The 20692-nt window shown below is 66.0% G+C and carries 7 protein-coding genes and 1 pseudogene; 4 read left to right on the top strand and 4 right to left on the bottom strand.

Annotated features, from left to right (window positions below):
• The first annotated feature begins 664 nt into the window (after nt 1–664).
• A complete protein-coding gene (locus RBJ65_RS41895) occupies nt 665–2197 on the top strand; it encodes an ATP-binding protein (RefSeq protein ID WP_306321770.1) in 1533 nt (510 codons plus the stop codon).
• 29 nt (nt 2198–2226) lie between these two features.
• Here RBJ65_RS41895 and RBJ65_RS41890 read toward each other — a convergent pair.
• The 4 genes and pseudogenes from RBJ65_RS41890 to RBJ65_RS41875 form a co-directional block, all read right to left on the bottom strand.
• Nucleotides 2227–2640 (bottom strand): annotated as a pseudogene (locus tag RBJ65_RS41890) (transposase family protein); the annotation flags it as partial.
• Between the two features lie 1200 nt (nt 2641–3840).
• Nucleotides 3841–10722 (bottom strand): polymorphic toxin-type HINT domain-containing protein, encoded by a 6882-nt coding sequence (locus RBJ65_RS41885; protein WP_306321769.1) that lies wholly within the window; start codon nt 10720–10722, stop codon nt 3841–3843.
• A gap of 127 nt (nt 10723–10849) precedes the next feature.
• The gene (locus tag RBJ65_RS41880) at nt 10850–14533 is read right to left on the bottom strand and encodes a LamG-like jellyroll fold domain-containing protein (protein WP_306321768.1); all 3684 of its coding nucleotides are present in this window, start codon (nt 14531–14533) and stop codon (nt 10850–10852) included.
• Nucleotides 14534–14541: 8 nt separating this feature from the next.
• On the bottom strand, nt 14542–16104 hold the full coding sequence (locus tag RBJ65_RS41875; protein ID WP_306321767.1) for an FG-GAP and VCBS repeat-containing protein: 1563 nt from the start codon (nt 16102–16104) through the stop codon (nt 14542–14544).
• Between the two features lie 292 nt (nt 16105–16396).
• On the opposite strand from RBJ65_RS41875, the gene RBJ65_RS41870 reads away from it, so the two are divergent.
• The 3 genes from RBJ65_RS41870 (at nt 16397) to RBJ65_RS41860 (ending at nt 20645) form a co-directional block, all read left to right on the top strand.
• A complete protein-coding gene (locus RBJ65_RS41870) occupies nt 16397–17251 on the top strand; it encodes an alpha/beta hydrolase (RefSeq protein ID WP_306321766.1) in 855 nt (284 codons plus the stop codon).
• A gap of 118 nt (nt 17252–17369) precedes the next feature.
• Nucleotides 17370–19172 carry a stealth family protein gene (locus RBJ65_RS41865; protein ID WP_306321765.1) on the top strand — a complete coding sequence of 601 codons (1803 nt, stop codon included), beginning with the start codon at nt 17370–17372 and terminating at the stop codon, nt 19170–19172.
• A gap of 165 nt (nt 19173–19337) precedes the next feature.
• Nucleotides 19338–20645, top strand: a complete 1308-nt coding sequence (locus RBJ65_RS41860; RefSeq protein WP_306321764.1) for a phosphatidylserine/phosphatidylglycerophosphate/cardiolipin synthase family protein — start codon at nt 19338–19340, stop codon at nt 20643–20645.
• Nucleotides 20646–20692 lie beyond the last annotated feature (47 nt).

Raw genomic sequence — 20692 nt, 5'->3', positions numbered from 1 at the left:
ATGGAAGACGAGCGCCACAGGGAGAAACACCCCCAAACCCACGTTCCCGCAGGTCAAAAGGTTTTTTCAGGGTGGGGCGGGTGGGACTCGAACCCATTGCAGTGACACGCCTCACCTGCGGAAACGTCGGAGAAGGCGGGCATAACCGACCATTTCTATCCGGCTGGACCCTTCTCGATCCGGCTCGGTCGGGTCCCGTTAGGCGTTCGCCACACCGACTGGAGCGCCACGATCAGGACCCCGCCGCCACCGGTCAGCTCCCGGAGGAGCCGTGCGGCCGGCCTCTCGCCGGGAGAGGTCTCCGTGTCGGCGCCCCTCAACTCTTCGCCCCCCTCTCCGGCCCGCGCTCAGGTTACTGTCCGTGACGTCCGGCGGCACCTGCTTGCCGCATCAGCCCCGACCGCACACCAGGCGGGTCAATCGGCACGATCAACGCGTGCTGGTTTCCGCTTCGAGTCAGAGCCGCTTGGCTCTTCGCGGGTCAGCCAGGTGTGCACGGGCCAGCCTCTGCCACGTCCCGCCAGAACTGGTTCGTCGCACTCGCCGCTCCACCATCCAGGCTGCCGCCACCTGACGCCGGGACGCCTCCAGGTTCACGGGCTACGGCCACTCGAGCCGTGTATGGTGAATTTGATTTCACCTATGTAGGCACGGATGGTGAGCCATGACCGGGACTTCACTCCCTTCACACGTCCGGTACCGCGACTCCGAGTGGGCGCAACTATCCCGCTTCGCCGCGCACGACAACGGTTCACTGCGCATCGGCGTGGTCTCGGGCCGGCGCCGGCTGGGCAAGTCGTTCCTGCTGCGCGCGCTGGTCGAGGAGCTGGGCGGCACGTATCTCTTGGCAGTGCAGGAGGACAGCCGCGCGGCGGCCCAGCGGCGGGTCGTGGAGGCGATCGCCGCAGCGCGCGGGCTGCCCGCGGGGGCGCTGCGGCTCGGGGACGACTGGGCGGCGGTGCTGCGTCTGCTGTTCACCGTCGAGCCGGGCCGTCCGGCTCCGCTGGTCGTCCTCGACGAGTTCCCGTACCTGCTGCGGCACTCCCCTGAGCTGCCCGGCCTGCTGCAGTCGTTGTACGACGAGGCGCGCTACGAAGCCTCGGCGGGCCGCGACACACTGCGCGGAGCGGTGGTGCTGTGCGGCTCCGCGCTGTCGGTGATGCACGAGCTGCTTTCGGGCCAGCATCCGCTGCGTGGCCGGGCCAGTCTGGACCTTCGGCTGCAGCCGTTCGACCTGCGGGCGACCCGCGCGTTCTGGGGCATCGAGGACCTGCACACAGCACTCCTTGTACATGCGGTGTGCGGGGGCGTGCCGGGCTACCAGGTCCTGGCCGAGCGTGCGGCACCGCAGAGCACGGAGGAATTCGACGCGTTCGCCGTGGACACTCTGCTCACACCCGGCCATCCGCTGTACTCCCGCACGGAGACTGAATACCTGCTGCGCGAGGATCCGCGCCTCGACCAGCGGGCCGTCTACTACCCACTCCTTGAGGCGATCGTGAGCGGGGCGACGACGCCGGCGGAGATCGGGGGACGAATCGGCAAGGAACGTTCGGCGACCGCGCACGCTCTGGGCACGCTGGAGGCGGCCGGGTACGTATTCAAGGACCAGGACCTGCTCAAGCGCCGGTCCCCGTCGTACGGCGTCCCGGACGCGATGATCCGCTTCAACCAGGCCGTCACCATTGCCCAGACCCCACTGATCGACGCCGGCCGCACCGAACAGGCCTGGGAGCGGGCACGCCCGGCCTTCCAGTCACAGGTGATGGGCCCGCACTTCGAGGAGGTGACGCGCGCGTGGGCACGCTTGTGGGCGCCGGACGAGGTCGCGGGCCTGGACTTCGGGTGGGTGGGCCGCACCGAGGTTCCCGATCCATCGGCTCGTACGAAGCATGAGGTCGATGTGTTGCTGCTGGCAGGCGGCGAGTCTCCCCAGCAGGCGCACCGCACCGTGCAGTTGATCGGCGAGGCGAAGGCGACGGCCGCACCGCGCGGCACGCGTGACCTGCAGCGCCTGGACCACATCCACGCGCTGCTGGCCCGTCAGGGCCACCGCACGGACGACGCCCGGCTCGCCCTGTTCTCTCTGCACGGTTTCTGGCCGGACCTGGCGCAAGAGGCACAGAGACGGGGCGATGTCCTGCTGATCGGGCCGGAAGGGCTGTACGGCGAGGCGAGCGGTCCCGCTGCAACTTGATCGTCGTGCCGACGTCATGCCGCGTGATCGCCGAAGGGGTCGGTCAGGACCTGCACGTTCATGCCGTGATGGCGCTTCTTGCCGGAGTAGTAGGGGCGGTCGGCGGCGATCCGGTCGATCGGCAGCACCGTGCCGTCCAGGATCACGAAGGCCTTCGTGCGGGCGGTCTGCATCGCCACGTCCAGTGTCGGTGCGAGCGCGGCCAGGACGTCGATGGCCTCGCGGATGTAGCGGTAGGCGGTTGCGATGCCGATGCCGAATCCGGCGGCAAGCTGGGCGTATGTGTCGCCACACCGCAGATGGGCCAGGGCGAGCAGGGCCTGCCGGCCGGGGATCAGTCGTCTCCACCGGGTGCCGATCTCGCGGCGTCGAGCCGCCAGGTGCCGGCCCAGGTGACGCAGGTGCGCGGTGGACAGATCGATCGCGGACGGGTAGACAAGCACGCGGAGCTCCTGGCACGACGGTTGATCTTGGTCGACAACTCGTCTACCAGGAGCTTCGTCATGTTGCAGGCACGTCCAACTGGCGGGCTCCGCCGCCAGGTTGGAACGGGCTCAATGACGATCGCCTTCATTTCGAGCCCAATTTCAGGGAATTCTTCCTTCGAGGTTCGCGCCCATCGATCCGAAATAAGGGCCGCATCGATGACGGCCGGAAACCCAAGCCCTCCCGAGATGGCCTCTACCTCAATCCCGAACCTGTCACGGTAGCCGATCATGCGGACATCAACCGACATCCCGCGATATACCCCGATTTACTGCTGCAATTCAAGGTCATCCCCTACCAATCGTAACCTCCGCAGGAGTTCACTCAGCGCTGGTTGATGATCAGCTCCCCATAGTGTCACGAGATGACCCATCCTTGACAGCAGAGGATATTACGGGCCAACCGCCGATCCGAGCGACGTCACGCCGCCAGTGAAGAATCGAGGTTGAGGGCCCTCCCACCGCCGCGAGGATTTCCTCTGCCAATAGATGGGACCGGTAACGCCTTCACCCTCCAGCGATTTCACCCGTTGACCTGCATCAGCCTTCCGGCCAGCGCTCTATCCGCACGCAACAAGCCCCAACCATACCCAACCATATTCGATGTTGGCATGACGCTATTCCGCGTTCACTCGTTTCGCAGGCGACGTTTCGTTACTCAGTTTGAAACTCTCGGGACGGTCAGACACTGCGATCTCAACCTGATTATCCGCGCTCGATGAAGCGAACCTGGATCTCACTAGCCTCTTCCGGATCGTCTACGCAAATCCTGACCCCTGTTTCACCTTCGCCGATTGGGTACTTTCGACAAAAATCATCCCCAACCACATCGGCGATTTCGACACCCGAAGGGCCTACTTGCAAGCTTCCTGCATAGATGAGGACACCTCGATCCTCCCCCGTACCGCACTCGACATCCACAGTCACGGGTCCAACATCCCCATGAATTACAGACAGGACGACACACTGGTCATTTGCGCCAACTGGAGCCTCTACGGGATCCACGACAGGGATATCCACCCCAGAGCCAGACGACTCAATTCGAAGAATTCCCCACGGAACTTCTGCAGTAAAGTGATCCATTGAAGCCTCATCCTTATTCTTGGTTTTTCGCTGAAGATGAGGGCGCCCAGCCTGAACGCTGGGCGCCCTCATCAATTAGTAGTCCTTGTACGGGTTAATGCCATCCCGCTTCATCTGTGCTGCTGCTTGACCCTGAGCAGAGCTGCACGATCGGCATTGCGGCAAGAGAATCTGAGGATCTCCCTGATTAATGAATGTGGAAACAGGCTGGTGGTCCTTCACCCACGTACCACTCTTATAGCCTGACTTTGTTGCACCACACGTGTGGCATCCGTACTTGTCGCCGATCTCGTTGACATCTCTGATCTCCTGCGCCCTCCAATCGCGCCCTGGGCCGCGAGCATCGATCCATTCATGCGCATTTTCACCAGGCTGGAAGAGGCCGCACGCCTCCCCATACCCACCCTTTTTTCCACCAATATTATGGACAAGGAGTGGCGTGCCACCTGCCAGCACATAGTACGTGTGCAGGTCACTAACGGTCAGATTGTGGACCGTAGCTCGTTGAGCCGTCCAGCGTTTCACCGCCGTGACCTGGACCTTCGTGCCCGCACTGGTGCGAAGCCATTCGCCGGCCTTCAGGTCGGTCGCGGAGATCCATGTGTGGAGTTCGGGAACCCAGAAGGGGTGTCCGTCTGTGGCCTTGACGGAAGCGGTCTTCGTGCCCTTTGTGCCGTCTACGTCGATCGTGACCTTGACGAGGTGCTTGAGCCCCGTTCCCTTTATTTCGGCCGTTACGGTCTCTGTTTTCGTCTTGCCTGTTTCCGGATCCGCGGCCAGGACCTTGTCGCCGATGTCGACGTCTTCGATCCGTTTGGTGGTGCCGTCGGCCATCAGAACCAGCGTTCCGGGAACGAAGCTGTTGCACGATTTGGCAACCTTTCGTTCCTTGCGCCAGTCCTTGAACGCCCCCCAGAGCTTTTTGCCCAGGCCCACGATCCGCTTGCCGAGCGCGTAGGCCTTGTCAACGCGGTACCAGTACTTGGCGATCAGCTTGGTCACCGGTCCGCCGCCGATCAGCGACGTGACGATGTTGGCGGCCGTCGATCCGCAGGAGCCGAGGCTGCCGGTGGTGAAGCAGTCGAGGGCGTCGGTGATGCCGAGTTCATCGGCGATGATCTTGCCGAGTTCCTTTGCGATGGCGATCGCCCGGCGCTTGGCGGCCTCCGCCTTGCGCTGGGCCTCGGCCGCCTTGAGCTGCGCAGCCGTAGGGCCCGAGCTGGACGCGGTGCTGCCACCATGGCCGCCGCCGCTGCCTCCGCCGCCGCTGCCGGCGCTCTCGAGGCGGGCATTGCTGCGATCCGAGGGGCCAGGCCCGCACTCGTTCCACCCGCCCACGCAGTCCGCGAGCCGCAGGCCGGTGGGATCGGTGAACGTGACCGGGTTGTTGTTGCTGTAGGCGTAGCCGTTGATCTGTTGTGGGTCTGTGTAGTCGATGATCGGGTCGGCCGAGATGAAGCGGCCGGTGGTTGCGTCGTACTCGCGAGCCCCCAGATGGACCAGGCCCGATGTCGCGTCGTTGGTCCCGCCGACAAAGCCCTTGTCGTTCACCCACTTCGAGGAGTCGGACGAGGTCTCGTCGCGGCCGTTGCCGAAGGGGTCGAGTCGACGCCGGTCGGTTTCGCCGGTCGCCGGGTTTACGGCGAGTTCAGCGGTGCCGTGGTGATCGGCGGCCAGATATGTGACGCCCTTGGACGTGCGCATCGCGACTGTCTGGTCGCCCAGGGTGTAGTAGCGAGTCGCCGTGACCGCCTTGGTGGAGTTGTTGAGGTGCAGCTCCATGTTGGGCAGGTAGAACGTGCTCTCCGACGCGGACTTCTGCAGGAGGCGGGTGCCGCTCGCGTCGTATGTGTACGCGGCTTCGCTGCCGTCGGCGTTGGTGACCTTGGTGAGCAGGTTGTTCTTGTCCCAGGTGAGGGACTGGGTGTCTCCGTTCAGGACGCGGGTGTTGGTGTTTCCCGCGTCGTCGTAGGTGTAGGTGTTCTGGGACTTGACGGCCGGTGTGGTGCCGGTGGCCGTGGTGTCGGTGACCTCGGTGGTCAGCTGGTGCGGGCCCGCTCCGTTCTCGCCGTAGGTGTAGGTCTTGGTGGAGGTGGCGGAGCCGCCGGTACCGTGGTTGGTCTCGGTCTTGCGGTTGCCTATGGAGTCGTAGGTGTAGGTGTTCCAGTACGCGGAGGTGCCGCCGACCGTCGTGGACGATGCGTTCGAGGTGCAGGCCGCGTCCGTGCCGCCGGTTCCGGTCGCGCCGTTCGGGGTCTGCGAGGACGTCCAGTCCTGCGTCATCCGGCGCAGGCTGTCGTAGCGGAAGCACTGCGCGTCCCGGGTGCCGCCTGTCGGGTTGTCGACGATCGAGGTGACGTTGCCGCCCGCGTCGTAGGTGTAGTCGGCGTCGTAGGCGACGGACGTGGCGCCTTCGACATCGACCCGCGCATTGGTGAGGCGCTTGGTGCCCTGCTCGTACTGGTAGGTCAGCCAGGTCTTCTTGGCTGACGTGCTCCCCGTGCTCAGCTCGAGTTGTTCGAGTTGACTGGTGGGCGAGTAGGAGGTGTTGGAGACGTAACTGCCCCCGCCCAGCGAGGTGTTGAGCTGCCTCGGTCGCTGTAGCGCGTCGTACTGGTATGACACCGCCTCGGCCGAAAGGCCGCCTGCGGCGGGGAAGTTGGTGCCTTGTACGGTGCCGTCGTCGTTGTACTGCGTGTTGTACTCGTAGGTGCCGCCCAGTTCGGGCTCGGCGGTCTTCGACAGCGTGTACTTCGTGGAGGTCGGCTTGTAGTCGTTCTTCGCGTCGAGGACGGGGTACGTCACCGACGAGTAGACCGCGCTGTTCTTGTAGGTGTACTTGCCGTACAGCTCGCCCTTGGCGACCGTGTCGTACGTCGACACCGACAGCTTCGTGCCCGTGTCGGGAGCACCCTGCCAGGTCGACTTGACCCGGCTCAGTACGTCGTAGACGGTGCTGGTGGTGTTGGAGCGGGAGTCGGTGACGGACTTCTGGCGGTCCAGGTCGTCGTAGCCGTACGTCGTGGTGCCGGTGTCCGGGTCCACCGCCTCGATCTTGCGGCCCCGCTGGTCGTACTTGTACGTCCAGGTGTTGCCGGCGTCGTCGGCCACCTTGGTCAGCTGCCCGTCGGGCGTGTAGCCGTACTTCGTGGCCACGTAGTCGGCGGAGGTGCCCATGGGCAGCGGGGTGTCGCCCTTGTACTGGCGCAGTTCGACCGTGTTGTCCCGGGCGTCCGTGATCGTGGTGGTCGGGGTTTCGCCGGTGGGCGGGTCCTTGTGGACGCGGTCGCCGCCGTAGGCGTAGGTGGTGCGGTACTTCTCCTGGCCGGCGACGTTGAAGATCGTGGCCTTGGTGCGGCCCGCACCGTCGTACTGGGTGACCGTCTGCGCGTCGAGGTCCGCGTTGAGCGGCTCGAAGAGCGTCGATGCGGGGGCGCCGGTCGTCCAGTAGGTGTCGTTGGTCTTGACTGTGCGGCCGGAGCCGTCGTAGTAGGTGTCTGCGATCAGACGGCCGTTGTCCTGGCCCTCCGTCTGCACCTGTCGGGGCCGGAGCAGGCCGTCGTAGAGCGTGTACTCGCTGCCGTAGGTGGTGCCTCCGTTCTCGATCCGATCCGTTTTGACGTAGTTGGGCCCCGTGGTGCGAATGCCGTAGGAGTACTTGAGGGACGGGGAGAAGCTGGACGCCTTCGGCCGGTCCGGCAACCAGACCGACGTCAGTCGGCCCAGTCCGTCGTAGCCGAGGTCGGTGCGCTGGTTGTTGGCATCGACCTGGGCGGCGACGGCGCCCCACTCGGGCGCGTACTCCGTCTTGTTGGTCCAGCCCAGCGCGTTCGTCTCGGTCTTGCCGGTCACCAGCCCGTAAGTGTCGGTGTAGGCGATCGTCTTCGGCGTGCCGAGGGCGTCCTTGACCGAGAGCGGGCGGCCGTACTTGTCGTACGACGTGGTGGAGACGGTCTGGTAGGTACCGGACACTCCGTTGTGGGATTCAAGACGCTTGACGGTGGTCGGGTCGCCGATCGTGGGAGCAGCGCCGATCGTCGTGCCGGCGTCGTAGAGCGTCACATCGTCGGAGATGACGTCCTTGGTGCGGTCAGGCGTGTTCGTGCAATCGACGCTGACCGTCTCGACACGGGCGGTGAACGCGTACAGGTGCTTGGTCGGGTTGTCCGCGTACTCGGTGCGGGTGCACTGGTTGTCCGCGACGTTGATCTCGCCCCAGTCGTTGACCTGGGTGGGGCGGCCCGTCTTCGCGTCGTAGGTGGTCTGTGAGCCGGTCTGTCGCCAACCTCCCGAAGCGAGGGACTCATAGGTGTCAGTGCGGTCGGTCTCGGCGAAGCGGGCGTAGCTCGTGCCCCAGTCCTCGACGTTCGTTGCCGTGACCTGGGTCCACGGGCGGTAGGTGGACTTGGTGACGACCTGATCACCGTTGTACGTGAGGGTCTCCACCTCCATGCCGGACTTCCAGTCACTGTCCGTGTAGGTGGTGCCGGTGGAGGTGGTGACGGTCGATGTCTTCGTTCCGCCGGCGGGGTCGGGGTTGCCGTCCAAGCCCTGGAAGAAGACGTGCTCTGTCCTGGTGTTGGAGGCGTTCTCCGTGCCGTCGGAGGTCGCGACGCGGACCTTGCCGTAGCCGCGCCAGTCGCTCCAGGTGAGGTACTCGGACTTGGTGATGCCGTCGGGCTTCGCCTTACGCCAGCCTGCGTCACCGAGGTAGGTGTACGAGGTGACCTGGTCGGGGCTGTTCGCCACCAGGTCCTGCTCGACAACGGAAGAGACGACGTATTTGTGGAACCAGTCCGTGATCGGGTCCTCGACACCCGGCGGGTTCCACTTGACCGGGAAGCAGCGCACAGTGGACTTGCCCGGTGTGGGCAGGTTGGACGAGGTGCACTGGGTGTCGGCGTAGTTGACGGACAGGACGCTGCCCGATTCGCTCTCCACCGCCGACATGCGGAAGCGGATGAACGGCTGGATGTTGTCGCCGGCCACGTCGACGCGGTTGGCGAGCTGCTTGCCGTACAGCTTCACGGACGGCACGGACGTGTCGGTGCCCGCCTTGCCGGTGTGGTCGATGGCGTTCAGCCACAGTGACTTCGAGCCGTCACCGTTGTCGGTGAAGACGTGTCCGAGTGTCCACTGGTCGACGTCCTCGTAAGTCGAGTCACCGGTCCGGATCTGCGTGGTGATCTTGTCGAGCTTCTTGCGGGTCCAGAAGGTGGGCGAGTTCTGACCCGCGCACTTCGTGCTGGCCTTGCAGTTGCTGTCCCAGGGGACATCCGGCCAGTCGGCCGCAGTGGCGTCGGTGAGCGCGGAGGCGGAGCAGTCGGTCAGGTCTCCGATGCAGCGTTCGGAGGTGGTGAAGACGACACGAGCCGCTGGCTTGGTGGAGTAGACCGCGCCCGCCCGCTGCCCGTAATCGACGCGCTTGAGGTAGCCGCCGCGGACGTAAGGCTTGCCGTTCTCACCGGTCTTCAGGCCCTGCGTGTAGTAGTTGGTCTCCTTGTCGTAGAAGTACGACATGGCGTTCCCGTGCGCGTCCACGACGTAGTCGAGGTTCCACCGCCAGGCCTGGGTGCAATACGCGTCGGCGAGCGTGGAGTTGTAGCAGGGTTCGCCGGAGTCGTCCCCGTAGACAGGAACCGTCCAGGTGGAGTCGGTCTCCTCGTTGCCGGAGGCGTAGCCGGGAAGTCGGTTCAGGCCGAAGAAGTACTGGGTGCCGTCCTTCGTTGTGATCTTCCAGTACTCGCCGTTGTTGTCCCCATTGGTGGCGCCGCTGAGCTTTTCGACCTTGGAGAAGTCGTCCGAGTTGACGTGCCACTCGCCCGTGGTGTCGTCCTTGACGAGCTCACCGGACGTGCCGTCACGGAGCGAGACGGTAGCGTTGTCGGTGCCCCAGCACTGGTCGCCGTTCGTGTCGGCGTGCCCGTCGTCGGCGCACGGCTTGTAGCGCCGCTCGACGAAGCCGGGCTCGTAGGAGAATCCCTGGCCGATCCAGGATCCCTGGTTGTTGGTCGCCGCGGTCTGCCCGTCGATGGACTGGGAGTTGTAGCCGAGGGACACCTGGGGGGACAGTCCGCCGGGCGTCGGCGGGCCGGTGATCGGATAGGACCAGTTGAAGGTGCCGGAGGCGTTGGACACGTTCCACTGCGACGACGCCTTGAGCGGGGTCGCCTTGAAGTCGCCCTGGCCGCCTGAGGTGCCCGCGGTGGCTGCGAGCACCGTCAGGGATGCCGCCTCGTCCTCGGCGGAGTCGGTCGTGCCCAGCTGTGTGCTGGGTCCGGAGTCGTCGGCAGCGGCAGTCACCTTCGCGCTCAGCGTCTGCTTGACGGCATCATTGCTGCTGGGCAGTGGCTTCGGTGTGGCGCAGGACTTCTTCTGCGGGCTGGTGAGCACGCAGGCCGGGTACTGCACGAGGTGCAGTCGGGAGCCGTAGCTGCCGCCGTAGGCATTGGCGAAGTCGCTGTAGTCCAGGTCGAGTTGTACCGGCGCGTTGCTGTCGGCCCCGTCCGTTCGCGAGACCGTCATCAGCGGCCCGTCGATACCGACGGCCTTGGACTTCTTGTGGTCCAGCACCGCTACGTGCACCGAGCCGGGGCTCGCTTTACCCGTGGCCGTCACCTTGATCGGCAGGCCGTCGGCCTGGGTGGCCTTACGGGTTTTGGCGGCCGGAGCCAGCGGGACCTCGTCGGAGGCGGCCTTGGGCCACTTCACGTGGTCGGCGGACTTGACCGCGGCCTTGGCGGCCTGGTTCGTCTTATTGAACTTCTTCGCGTTGCTGTTCTTGCCGTTGACCGGGTCGTCGAGGTTTGTCTGGGTTGCGGGTCTGGTCAGGCCGCCGTCCTTGGCCGCCGCCTCGGGGGCGAATTGCGGCAGCAGGCCGACGGCCAGGGCGATACCGACGCCGAGCACTGTGCTCCGCGCCGGTATTCGCCACCGTGACCGGTAGGGCGATCGCATCACAACTCCGTTGGGAGACATGGGTAATGGAGACGACAGAAAGCGCCGTCGGGCGCGACGAAGCGGGCGGGTGTCCCGCACCGGCCTTCCGGCCCGGTCGCGGGACACCCGCCCTGTGTCACTTCTGTCAGGTGACGGTTTCCTCGATGCTCTCGCCTGCCGGGAGCACGGCCACCGTGGGCACCATGCTCGCGTCCAACGCGCCGCGGTACATCCGCAGTTCGTCGAGGGCGCCATCGAAGTAGGCGGACCCGGTGGAACCGGTGAGGGCCCGTCCGACCTGGAGCGACGCGGTGGTGAAGTCCCACGCGTTGTCCCAGGGAGCTTGCGCGGCGAGGGTCCCGTTCACGTACAGGAGCACGTCGCCGAAGACCGCCGAGTAGACGATCGCCAGGTGGTCGCCATCGCCCTCACTGCTGGGCAGCACACCTCCGGCGTTGACCGCCGAGGACTTCGCTGTCGTGGCGTCCTTGTCGGTCGTCGTCAGCTGCCAGCGGTCCGCGGAAGCCAGGTACTTCACCGTGAGGGCACTGCCGCTGGTTCCCGCCAGGGAGAGAACCGTCTGGTCCTTCGTCGATCCTGCTGTGGCGAGCCGGGCCCGCGCGGTGAGGGTGAAGCTGTCCTCCTTGGCCAGCAGACCTGCCGCCCGGGCCGCATAGGCATTACTGCCGTTGAGCACCAAGTGGCCATCACCCCACAGAGGTTCGGCCGGCGGCAAGCACTCCGGGTCGAGTTCCGGGTCGCACGAGTCGTCCGGCAGATAGATGGCGGCACCGCCACCCAGCGTCAGGCCGGTTCCGCCCGCGGCCTCGGGGGCGACACCTCCGGTCGCGGAATCGACCTGCCAGTAGGAGAGCTGAGTTGCGGAGATACCGCCGAGCTGCTCGCCCTCAGCCTCGGGAACGACCCGGTCGTAGACCTTGACGTCCGCGATACTGCCCTTGAAGTTGCTGGTGTAGCCGTCCAGGGACAACTTGCGTCCGATCTGCAGCGGACCGGTCGCGTTCCACGTCGTACGGCGCTTTTGGACGTCCTCCTCTAGCAGGTCACCGTTGACGAACAGGCTCAACGTGCCCAGTTCGGCGTCGTAGGCCCCGATGAGGTGCATCCAGCTGCCCGGCACGGCCGTCGCGCCGGACACCTTCCACGTGCCCATGCCCTCCAGGTCGTTCATAGGTATACGGAAGGTCCAGGACTGGGTGTCCACGTCGTAGCCGAGCTCGAAACCGGGCGCCCCGGTGCCGTCCTGGCTGACGATGCTCACGTCGTCGCTGGGCCGCTCGGGCAGGTTCACCCAGGCGCTCACCGAGAACGTCTTGCTGGTGTCGACCACGGCCTTGCCCGCGTTCAGGTAGGCGCCGCCCGAGCCGTCGAGCGTCACGGCGGTGTCCGTGGGGCCGAGCGGGCCTTCGTTGCCGAAGGTCACACCGGGACCGGGCGTCGCGTTCGGCGAACCGGAGGTGCCGACCGCTGCGGTGGAGCCCTTCGCATCACCGAGCGTCCAGCCCGCCGCGGGGGCCCGGCCGTCACTGACCAGGAAGGTGTACGCGGTGGGCGTCTTCTGCGCGTTGCCCGCGCCGTCGACCGCCTTGGCCTCCACATACATGGGGCCCTCGTCCGGAGGCATCCAGCGCACCGTGGCCGGGCCGCCGGTGGACTCGGCGTTCACGCTCTTCCAAGCACTGTCGCCCTTGAAGCGGTACTTGTACGAGGCCACATCCGTGGAGGCGGAGTCGAAGGTGAAGCTTCCGTAGTCACCGATGCCCGCATGCCATGCGTCGTCATCCGGGTATTCGGTGGAGGTGACTGCCGGGGCCTTGGGCGCGGTGGCGTCGTAGATGAACTCGCAACGCGTGGAGTCGCCGGCAAGCGACCACGGGCCCCACGATTGCCCGTCGGAACCACGCACAGCCCAGGCGATGGTGGTGTTCTGCGGGATGGTGTAGGCCGCGTCGTCCGGGTCGTCCGCCGAGTTCGTCCCCACCGTGTAGGAAAACGTCGCCTGCCCGGTCTGGCCGCTCTTCGTGGCATCCGTCGTGCTGAGCTTCTTCGACGACGTGTACTTGTCGTAGGTCTTGCCACCAGACGTCCACCACACGTGGAACTCGGCCTGCAGCGTCTCGGTGTTGCTGCCCGTGTCACCGTGGTCGAGGTCCTTGATGACGGCCTTCAGTTTCGGGGCCTGCGCAACGTAGTGTTCGGCGGCGTTTCCGTACTCGCACACACCACCCGGCGTCATCGTCAGGTCGTCCATGGCAGGCTGCAATGGCGGCCGGTTGTAGGTGACTTCGAGGTGGGCATTGCCGCAGAAACGCTTCCAGTACGAGTAGTCGCCCTCATCGCCGGCCTTGAGGCGGAACGTGGTGGTGTCCCAGCCGCTGTCCGCCGCCTTCTGCACAGTGCCGGTCACACCGAACCGCACGTTCTGGTTCGTGGACGTGCACGAGCCGGCCGGATTGGTCGGCGACTGCGAAGTGATCGCGTCCTTGAGTGGGGGCTGGTTGTCCCAGTCGGTCCCGGAGTTGATCGCGCTGGCGCCGGACGAGTTGACTCGGCCCAACTGAACCGACCTGGCGGAGTCGCTGTAGGTGTGCACCATCGTGACCGCGAACTCGGCCTTGACGATGTCCTTGCCCTCGAACGATCCCGTCGGCAGTGCGAAGAACTGACGCTTGACGTCGCTGCCGCTGGTGCAGCGGTAGGAGACGTTGGCGGGGCAGCGGCCCACGCCCTCGTCGTCGTCGAACTTCCAGAAGGACGAGCCGGAGGAGTACGAGGAGACCATCGTCCAGCTCGTGCGGTTCGCCGTCTTGTAGACCGGGTCGATGTAGACCGGGTAGACGGTGTCCTTGCCCTGGAGGAGATCGGCGTCGGGAGTGAGGGTGACACTGTCCGCGGCGGTGTCCACTGCCACGTCGGCGACTTGGGCGCCGTCCGGCGGCGTCACCGTATCGCCGGCGTCCGTGCTGGCCGTAGCCGGCACGGAAGGCGTCGGTGACGGGCTCGAGGAATCGCCGTCTGACGCCATGCCCTGGCTGGAGTCCCACATCATCGGCTGCGCCGCCTCGAAAACGGTGCCCCCGCTCGTCTTGTCCTTGGCCTCAAGTCCGCCGCTCGCCGTCTTCGTCAGCTTGACGGAGTCGGTGTCCACAGGGAGTTGGAGCTTGGCGAGGTCCGGGTTGGCCGCGGCCTTCGCGTTCTTGACCACCAGGACGTGCGAGAAGCCCTCCGCACTCGCGGTGATCTTCAGGTCGACGCCGTCGAGGACGTTGGTGTACGTGGCCGTGGAGCCGTCGATCCTCGGCTTGGGGAGCTTCGCCTGCCAGTCCAGGGACAGCGACCGCCCGTCCTTCTCCAACTGGGCGAAGGTCTTGTCTCCGCCGCCGGAGAAGGTCATGGCCGTCAGTGCGGCCTTCGGCGCGTACGTACCGTTGGCCTGCTTGACGAGCGCGGTGTCGATGTCCTGCCACTTGCCGTCCTTGCGGGTACGGATGGGCTGGACGTATTCGGTGGTGGTGAAGGTGCCGTCCGGGTTGGCCACGGTGGTGCTGCGCTCGTCGCGCAGGGCGAGCACCTCGACCTTCTTGCCGGACTTGGCGGCCTTGGCCTGCGCGTCGCCGGTACCCGCCGCGGTCGTCGACATTGCCTTGTCCGCTGCGGCCGCGGCCGGGGCGTCCCCTGTGAGGCTGGGCAGGACGCCCAGACCGGAGGCGAGCAGCGCGGTGAGCGTCGCGGGGATCACGGCGGCCCGTCTGCCCCGACTGCCGCCTGCAGAGCGGTGGTTCACGGTGGTGTGCTTCTCTCTGGCCATGGAGTCCGTCACCCGACCACGCCGAAGGAGGCGCCGGCGTTGGGGATGCCTCCGGCGCCCGGCTTGAACGTCGTCGTCCCGGTGCTCGTGGTGCCGTTGATGTCGGTCCACGGGATCACGTACAGGACGCCCTTGGAGGTGGCGGACTCCTTGCTGTACGGAACGCCGACGTAGAGGTTCGCGCTGCCGGAGGTCAGGCTGATGCCGGTGTAGTCACGTGCGGTCGCCGGGCCGGGCAGGACGCTGCCGCTGGCCGCCCGACTGATGATCTTGTCGTTGGTGCCGATGGCGCTGTCCAGCGGCCGGAAGACCTGCAGCACGCCCGCGTCCTTGACGCTTCCGACGTCGCGCCCGGGGATACCCACGGCCAGCCGGATGGTGGCAGCACTGCTGACGACCGAGGTGTCGGTGTTGGTGATCGCCACGCGCTGACCGAGGAAGTCGCCCTCCGTGGCGGTGCCTTCGACGTCTGTCTTGTCCGCGTCGATGGGCGCCATCTCGCTGTACGTGCCGGACGGCTGGATGCGGATGACCGTGGCCGTACCCGCTCCTGCGGCGGTACCGATCGCCTCGCCGGGAGCACCGACGGCCAGGAGCGCGTCGGAGTTGTAAGTCTGGTCGCTGGGACGGTAGTTCGTCATGTCGATCGACGAGCCGAACTGGTCGTTGGACTCGGCGGCCCCAGCGAGGCCCTCGCCCGTGGCTCCCTGGTCGAGGCCGACGAGGCCGGTGGGGACTCCGTCGGTGATGGTGTGGTTGAACACGGTGACCGCACCGGCGAAGACGGCATCGTCGCCGATTGTCTCGCCCGGGGCACCCACCGCGAAGTATCGGTTGGTTCCTGCCAGCGAGTAGCCGAAGCGGTCGTGCGCCTCGACGACCCCCGGAACCCCGGGATCGTCCTGGTTGACCGTGTACTTCTTCGTGCCCTGCATGTAGTGGATGCAGCCGGCGTCCGCGTAGTCCTTGCCGCCGCTGGTGACGTTCTCGCCGGGCGCACCAATGACGAGGTAGGGGGAACCGGCCGAGGTCTGACCCACCGCCAGTGCGAACCCGAAGCGGTCGTACTCCTCGGTCGTCGTGCTCGGGTCGAACTGATACTGGGTATAGCTGTCGATCGTGGACCCGGCGCCGATCCCGGTCGGCATGCCGTGGATCACGTAGACGGCACCGGCGTCGTGCAGATCGGCGCCGTCCTTGGTGACGTCCTCGTACGGGGCTCCGACCACGAGGTCCGTACATCCGTCGCCGTCGGCATCGACGGCTGCCCGGGACGCTCCGAACTGGTCCCCTCGCTCGGGGTCCGCGCTCATTCCGGTGGTCGCTTGGGAGATCTCGAAGACCCCCTTGCCGCCACCGAGGACCACACGCACGAGACCGGCCCGCACCGCGCCGTTCACCGTCGCCTGCGGGTCCGCGATGATCGTGTCGGTCACGCCGTCACCGTTGAAATCGGTCGACGTGCCACCTGTGCAGGTCGCCGCTGCGGCCGCCGGCTGCTGCAGCGAGACCAGCCCCCCGGCCGTCGCCAAAACCGTGGCGACTATCGCAGCCAATCCGGCTGCGCTCATGCGTCTACGCATGAGTCATCCACCCCACCCCTCGGTATGCCGTTGTTGTCCGCTACCGATGCGTGCATCCGGAAACTTCCCGGATCCCCCCGCACCGACTATCGAGCGGCCGCAAAGCTACTGGCACCTGTAACCCCCACGTCAAGCACATGTCCAATTTACGCCAAAGAATTACGCCCAAGCCTTACAAAGGACTGGATTACCTCCTTCCGCCTAAATCTCGGGCAAGCCGGACAAATTTATAAGTTTGCGCTTGACGGGTCATCAGTCCGAACCTCATAGTCCCTTCACCATGAACTCGCAGGCTGTTCAAGATTTCGGCACGCCAGAGGCGCACCAAAAGGGTTTACAAGGGTGCGAACCGGCGAATCCTGCACGTCGCCTGCCCGAAGTCCGGAATAAGGACGCAAAGCCTGTGAAACGCCCGTGGGTGTACCTGGTCGCGTGTGCGGCGCCGGTCGCGAGCTTGCTGGATCTTGAGACGCGCCCCAGCGTGGCCGCCGAGCGCGGCGAAGCGACATATTCGCATGGATCGCACACCGATCAGAAATTCGCCCCCTATTGGAATACGTCGAATTCAAGGCGGCGAGAAATTGCCATCCTGTCCGGCGGCTACTGGTACGAAGACTCCGGCTGGGTCGCTTGGCCGCGCTATTTCGCGGACCGGGGGCATGCCGTCTTCTCCGCCGGCTGTCGGCTGAATTTCGACGCCGACTGGCCGGCCCCGCGCACCGACGCCATCTCCGCCATCGACTGGAACAGGGACAACGCCGCGCAGTTCGATCTCCCTCCGGACCGGCTCGTCGTCCTTGGTTCCTCGGACGGTGGCCAGATCGCGAAGTCGCTCGCCATCTACGCCGCCGGCGGCAGTCGCGTCAGCGAAGTCGCCGCCCTGTCGTCGGTCGCCCCGCCCTACCGGGCACGGAACGACGGCAATCACGACACCGGCACAAACAAGCAACACAAGGTCCGTGACAACGCCGCCATCCTCGCCCGTTGCTTCCCGAACTCCACCGACATCTCACTGCATGCGAGTTGCTCGGGCACCTGGAAGGACCGCAGGAGGCAGCAGTGCCCACGGCGGCGCGCTCCTCGACATCCCCGGCATGCCGGAAAGATCCTCGCCCGGATCGAGGCTCACCTCTGACCTCCCGACGCACGAGATCCCAACACCAGCGCCCCATCTGACCCAGTAGGTGCCGTCACGCCAGGCGGCTCGACGGGGTGGCGCCCGCACCGGCCACCACCCCAGGCAGGAAACCCGCATGTCCCTCCGCATCCATCATCTCGCCGACCGTCTGGTGCCCGGGCGCGCCCGCGCCCGCGAGGAACGGGCCGCACAAGCCAAAGCCGCGCAGGCCGCCGAAGAGGCCCGAAGACGCCGGCAGAAGGTCGCGGCACGGCGGCAGGCCCTGCTGGAGTCGGACACCACGGTGCGCACGGTCCCCTTCGAGGGCCGCACCTACTACGGCCGCACCGTCGACCGGTTCACCGCGGCAGGCGCCAGCGCCCACAGCCTCGCCCTCATCGCCGACGCCCTGGAGCAGGCCGGAATCGCATACTTCCTCGTCCCCGGCCGCTCCCGCACCCGCACCCGCCACGTGGTCGCCGTACGCCGCACCGACCGCAAGAAGCTCCTGGACACCCTGCGGGTCACCTACGGGACCAGCCCGCTGTACGCGCTCAAGCCCACCAGTCAGCCTCTTCCGGATGACGCGGTTCTGTACGCCGACGGCTCCCTGCCCACCGCGCTGAAGCGGCAGGACGTCATCCGCTTCGGTGAGATCCTGCTCGGCCCGGATCGTCAGGTGCTCGCGGACCTCACCTACGGCTGCGACGTCGAGTTCTGGCAGGACGGCCAGCGGCTGCTGGACGACGGCGAACGCGGCGCCACTCGCATCGAGGCACTACGCACCCAGGCACCGTCCGCGGTGCTCGCGGACGCTCTGGTGGCACCGCGCCCCAACGCGGTCACCGACGTGCTGCCTTCGGCCGCTCGTGCCGCGGCCCTCCGCACCATCGAGCGTCGCAGTTACCCGACGTACGAGTCCTTCATGCGGCCCCGCATCGATGCCGTCGACTTCCCCATCGACCTCGTCTACACCTGGGTCGACGGCTCCGACCCCGACCTCGCCGCTCGCCGCGAGTCCTTCCGCACCGGGTCCGACACCCCGCGCATCCACGCCCGTGAGACCGGCACATCCCGCTACACCAGCCGGGACGAACTCAAGTACTCCCTGCGCTCGGTGGAGATGTACGCCCCGTTCGTCCGGAACATCTACCTGGTGACCGACGGCCAGACACCCGCCTGGCTCGACCCGAACGCACCCGGCGTCCAGGTCATCGACCACAAGGACATCTTCACCGACCCGACCGCGCTTCCCGTCTTCAACTCCCACGCCATCGAAACCCAGCTGCACCACATACCGGGCCTCTCGGAGCGCTACCTCTACCTCAACGACGACGTCTTCTTCACCCGCCCGGCCACCGCCGAGCAGTTCTTCCACGGCAACGGCATCGCCAAGCTCCCCTTCTCGTCCTTCCAGCTCGGCCTCGGCACCCCGCACCCCGATGAACCCGCACCGAACTCGGCGGGGAAGAACGTCCGCACGCTGATGCTTAACTCCCACGGCCGCTTCACAGCCAGCAAGTTCAAGCACACCCCTCACCCCCAACTACGTGACGTCCTGGCCGAGTTGGACGAGACGTTCGCGGATCACGTACAGCGCACCAGTCGGTCCCGGTTCCGCGCCACGACGGACATCGCCATGGCGACCTCACTGCACCACCACCACGCCTACCTCACCGGCCGTGCCGTACCCGGCAAGTTCAAACTGCGTTACGTCGATGTAGGCAAGCCGGAACTGGACGCGGCTCTCGCCGAGTTCCGGCTGCCGGGGCACCCCTACGACTTCCTGTGCCTCAACGACGTCAACACCGCCGCCAGTGAGATGAAGCGCGTGGCGGGCGCCCTCCGTGACTTCTTGGAGAGTCGATTCCCGTTCGCCAGCCGCTGGGAAGCGCCCCGCGTGCAGGGCTCCGAGCCGGGGCCAAGCCGACGTTACTGAAGGCGGGTTCTCCAGCTCGGTGCCTGGCGAGTCCGCCACACCGAACAGCCGGACAGACCGCACTGCTACGTCGGTGCCCGGCTCCCCTTGGCCACCAGTCATTTGTCAATCGGCCCAGCAATACCCCGACTTGCCGGCGTCAACGGCCCACCGAAAGGCCCCACCATGAAGCGAACACTCACGTTGATCACCGCACTGGTCGTCACCGCGCTGTCGCCGACAACGGCACACGCAGCAGTCAAGGAGGCCAAGTCACCGCTCAGTTGCGAATCCCGGACGTTCACCTCGAGACCGGGCCCAAGCTTCAGCGACCCGGAGGACCCCGACGCCCAGATGAACATCCTGGGCCCGATCATCGAATCGATCAACAGCGCCAGTTGCGGGCAGACCATACGCGTCGCCATGTACTCGATAGGCAGCACGCAGCCAGGCCCGGACTTCGCGGCCGCCCTGATCGCCGCGCACCAGCGCGGCGTCATCGTCAAGGCGCTGATGGACTCCCACAGCGACAACGCGGTCTGGCAGTCGCTGGTCACCGAGCTGGGCAACGACCCGCAAGCCTCCAGCTTCGCCGCGCTATGTCCGGGCGGCTGCCTGACCCACTACACCGGCTCCGCGCTGCACGCGAAGTACTACATGCTCAGCGGCGGAAGCGACGCGAACAGGACGGTGACCGTCACAAGCGCCAACCCCACCTCCGCCCAGGCCAACACCGCCTGGAACAGCGGCACCACCGTCAAGGGCAACGTCGACCTGTACAACTCCTACGTCCGCTACTTCACCGCCATGTCCAAGGGGGCACAGGGCGGCCCGGGCCCGCTGATGCCCGACTACTACAACTCCACCAGCGGCACGGACGCCAGGACGACACTGTCCCCGCCCTCCTACCAGTGGCCCAAGGAACGCACCGGAAGCGACACCTGGGTCGACTTCCTGAACAACATCAAGGCGCCGGCCACGATCAACATCGCCATGTTCCAGTGGACCTCTCACGGGGAGCCGGGCGACGCGAACTATCTTGAACTGCCGAAGAAATTGGTCAGCCTGGCACAAACTGGCGTCAAGATACACATACTCTTCACCGCCGGTCAGGTCGACACCAGCGTGCAGGACTACCTGAAGGACCGGCCGAATATTGACGTGCACGACACCACCCGCGGCATCGACGCGAACGGAAATGCCCTCCACTACACACACGACAAGTACATGATGGTCAGCGGCACTTACGCGGGGGCGGCCAACTCCAGCCTTGTCTTCGTCGGCTCCTCGAACTGGACGAGCAACGGCGTCTGGCACAACGACGAGTCGGACCTGAAGCTGGTCGGCCAGACCAACTACGACGCGTTCATGACGGACTGGCAGAGTCAGTACAACCGCTGCTGCGGGACCACGGCGCGGCAGTTGAGCGCCGAGGAGCGCGCCGAGAACACAGCACGCGAAATCCCGATCGACCCGAAGCAGGTCAAGGAATAGGCATTCAGCGGGGATGAGTCGACGCGCCGCAGGTCAAGCAGGAGGAC

The organism is Streptomyces sp. KL109B (assembly GCF_030766935.1).
Classification (GTDB): domain Bacteria; phylum Actinomycetota; class Actinomycetes; order Streptomycetales; family Streptomycetaceae; genus Streptomyces.
This window is presented reverse-complemented; position numbering and strand designations above follow the sequence as displayed.

Excerpts from the sequence above, each read along its gene's own strand:
- RBJ65_RS41895 (WP_306321770.1), top strand. The coding sequence starts at position 665 with ATGACCGGGACTTCACTCCCTTCACACGTCCGGTACCGCGACTCCGAG.
- RBJ65_RS41885 (WP_306321769.1), bottom strand. The coding sequence starts at position 10,722 with ATGCGATCGCCCTACCGGTCACGGTGGCGAATACCGGCGCGGAGCACA.
- RBJ65_RS41880 (WP_306321768.1), bottom strand. The coding sequence starts at position 14,533 with ATGGCCAGAGAGAAGCACACCACCGTGAACCACCGCTCTGCAGGCGGC.
- RBJ65_RS41875 (WP_306321767.1), bottom strand. The coding sequence starts at position 16,104 with ATGAGCGCAGCCGGATTGGCTGCGATAGTCGCCACGGTTTTGGCGACG.
- RBJ65_RS41870 (WP_306321766.1), top strand. The coding sequence starts at position 16,397 with ATGAACTCGCAGGCTGTTCAAGATTTCGGCACGCCAGAGGCGCACCAA.
- RBJ65_RS41865 (WP_306321765.1), top strand. The coding sequence starts at position 17,370 with ATGTCCCTCCGCATCCATCATCTCGCCGACCGTCTGGTGCCCGGGCGC.
- RBJ65_RS41860 (WP_306321764.1), top strand. The coding sequence starts at position 19,338 with ATGAAGCGAACACTCACGTTGATCACCGCACTGGTCGTCACCGCGCTG.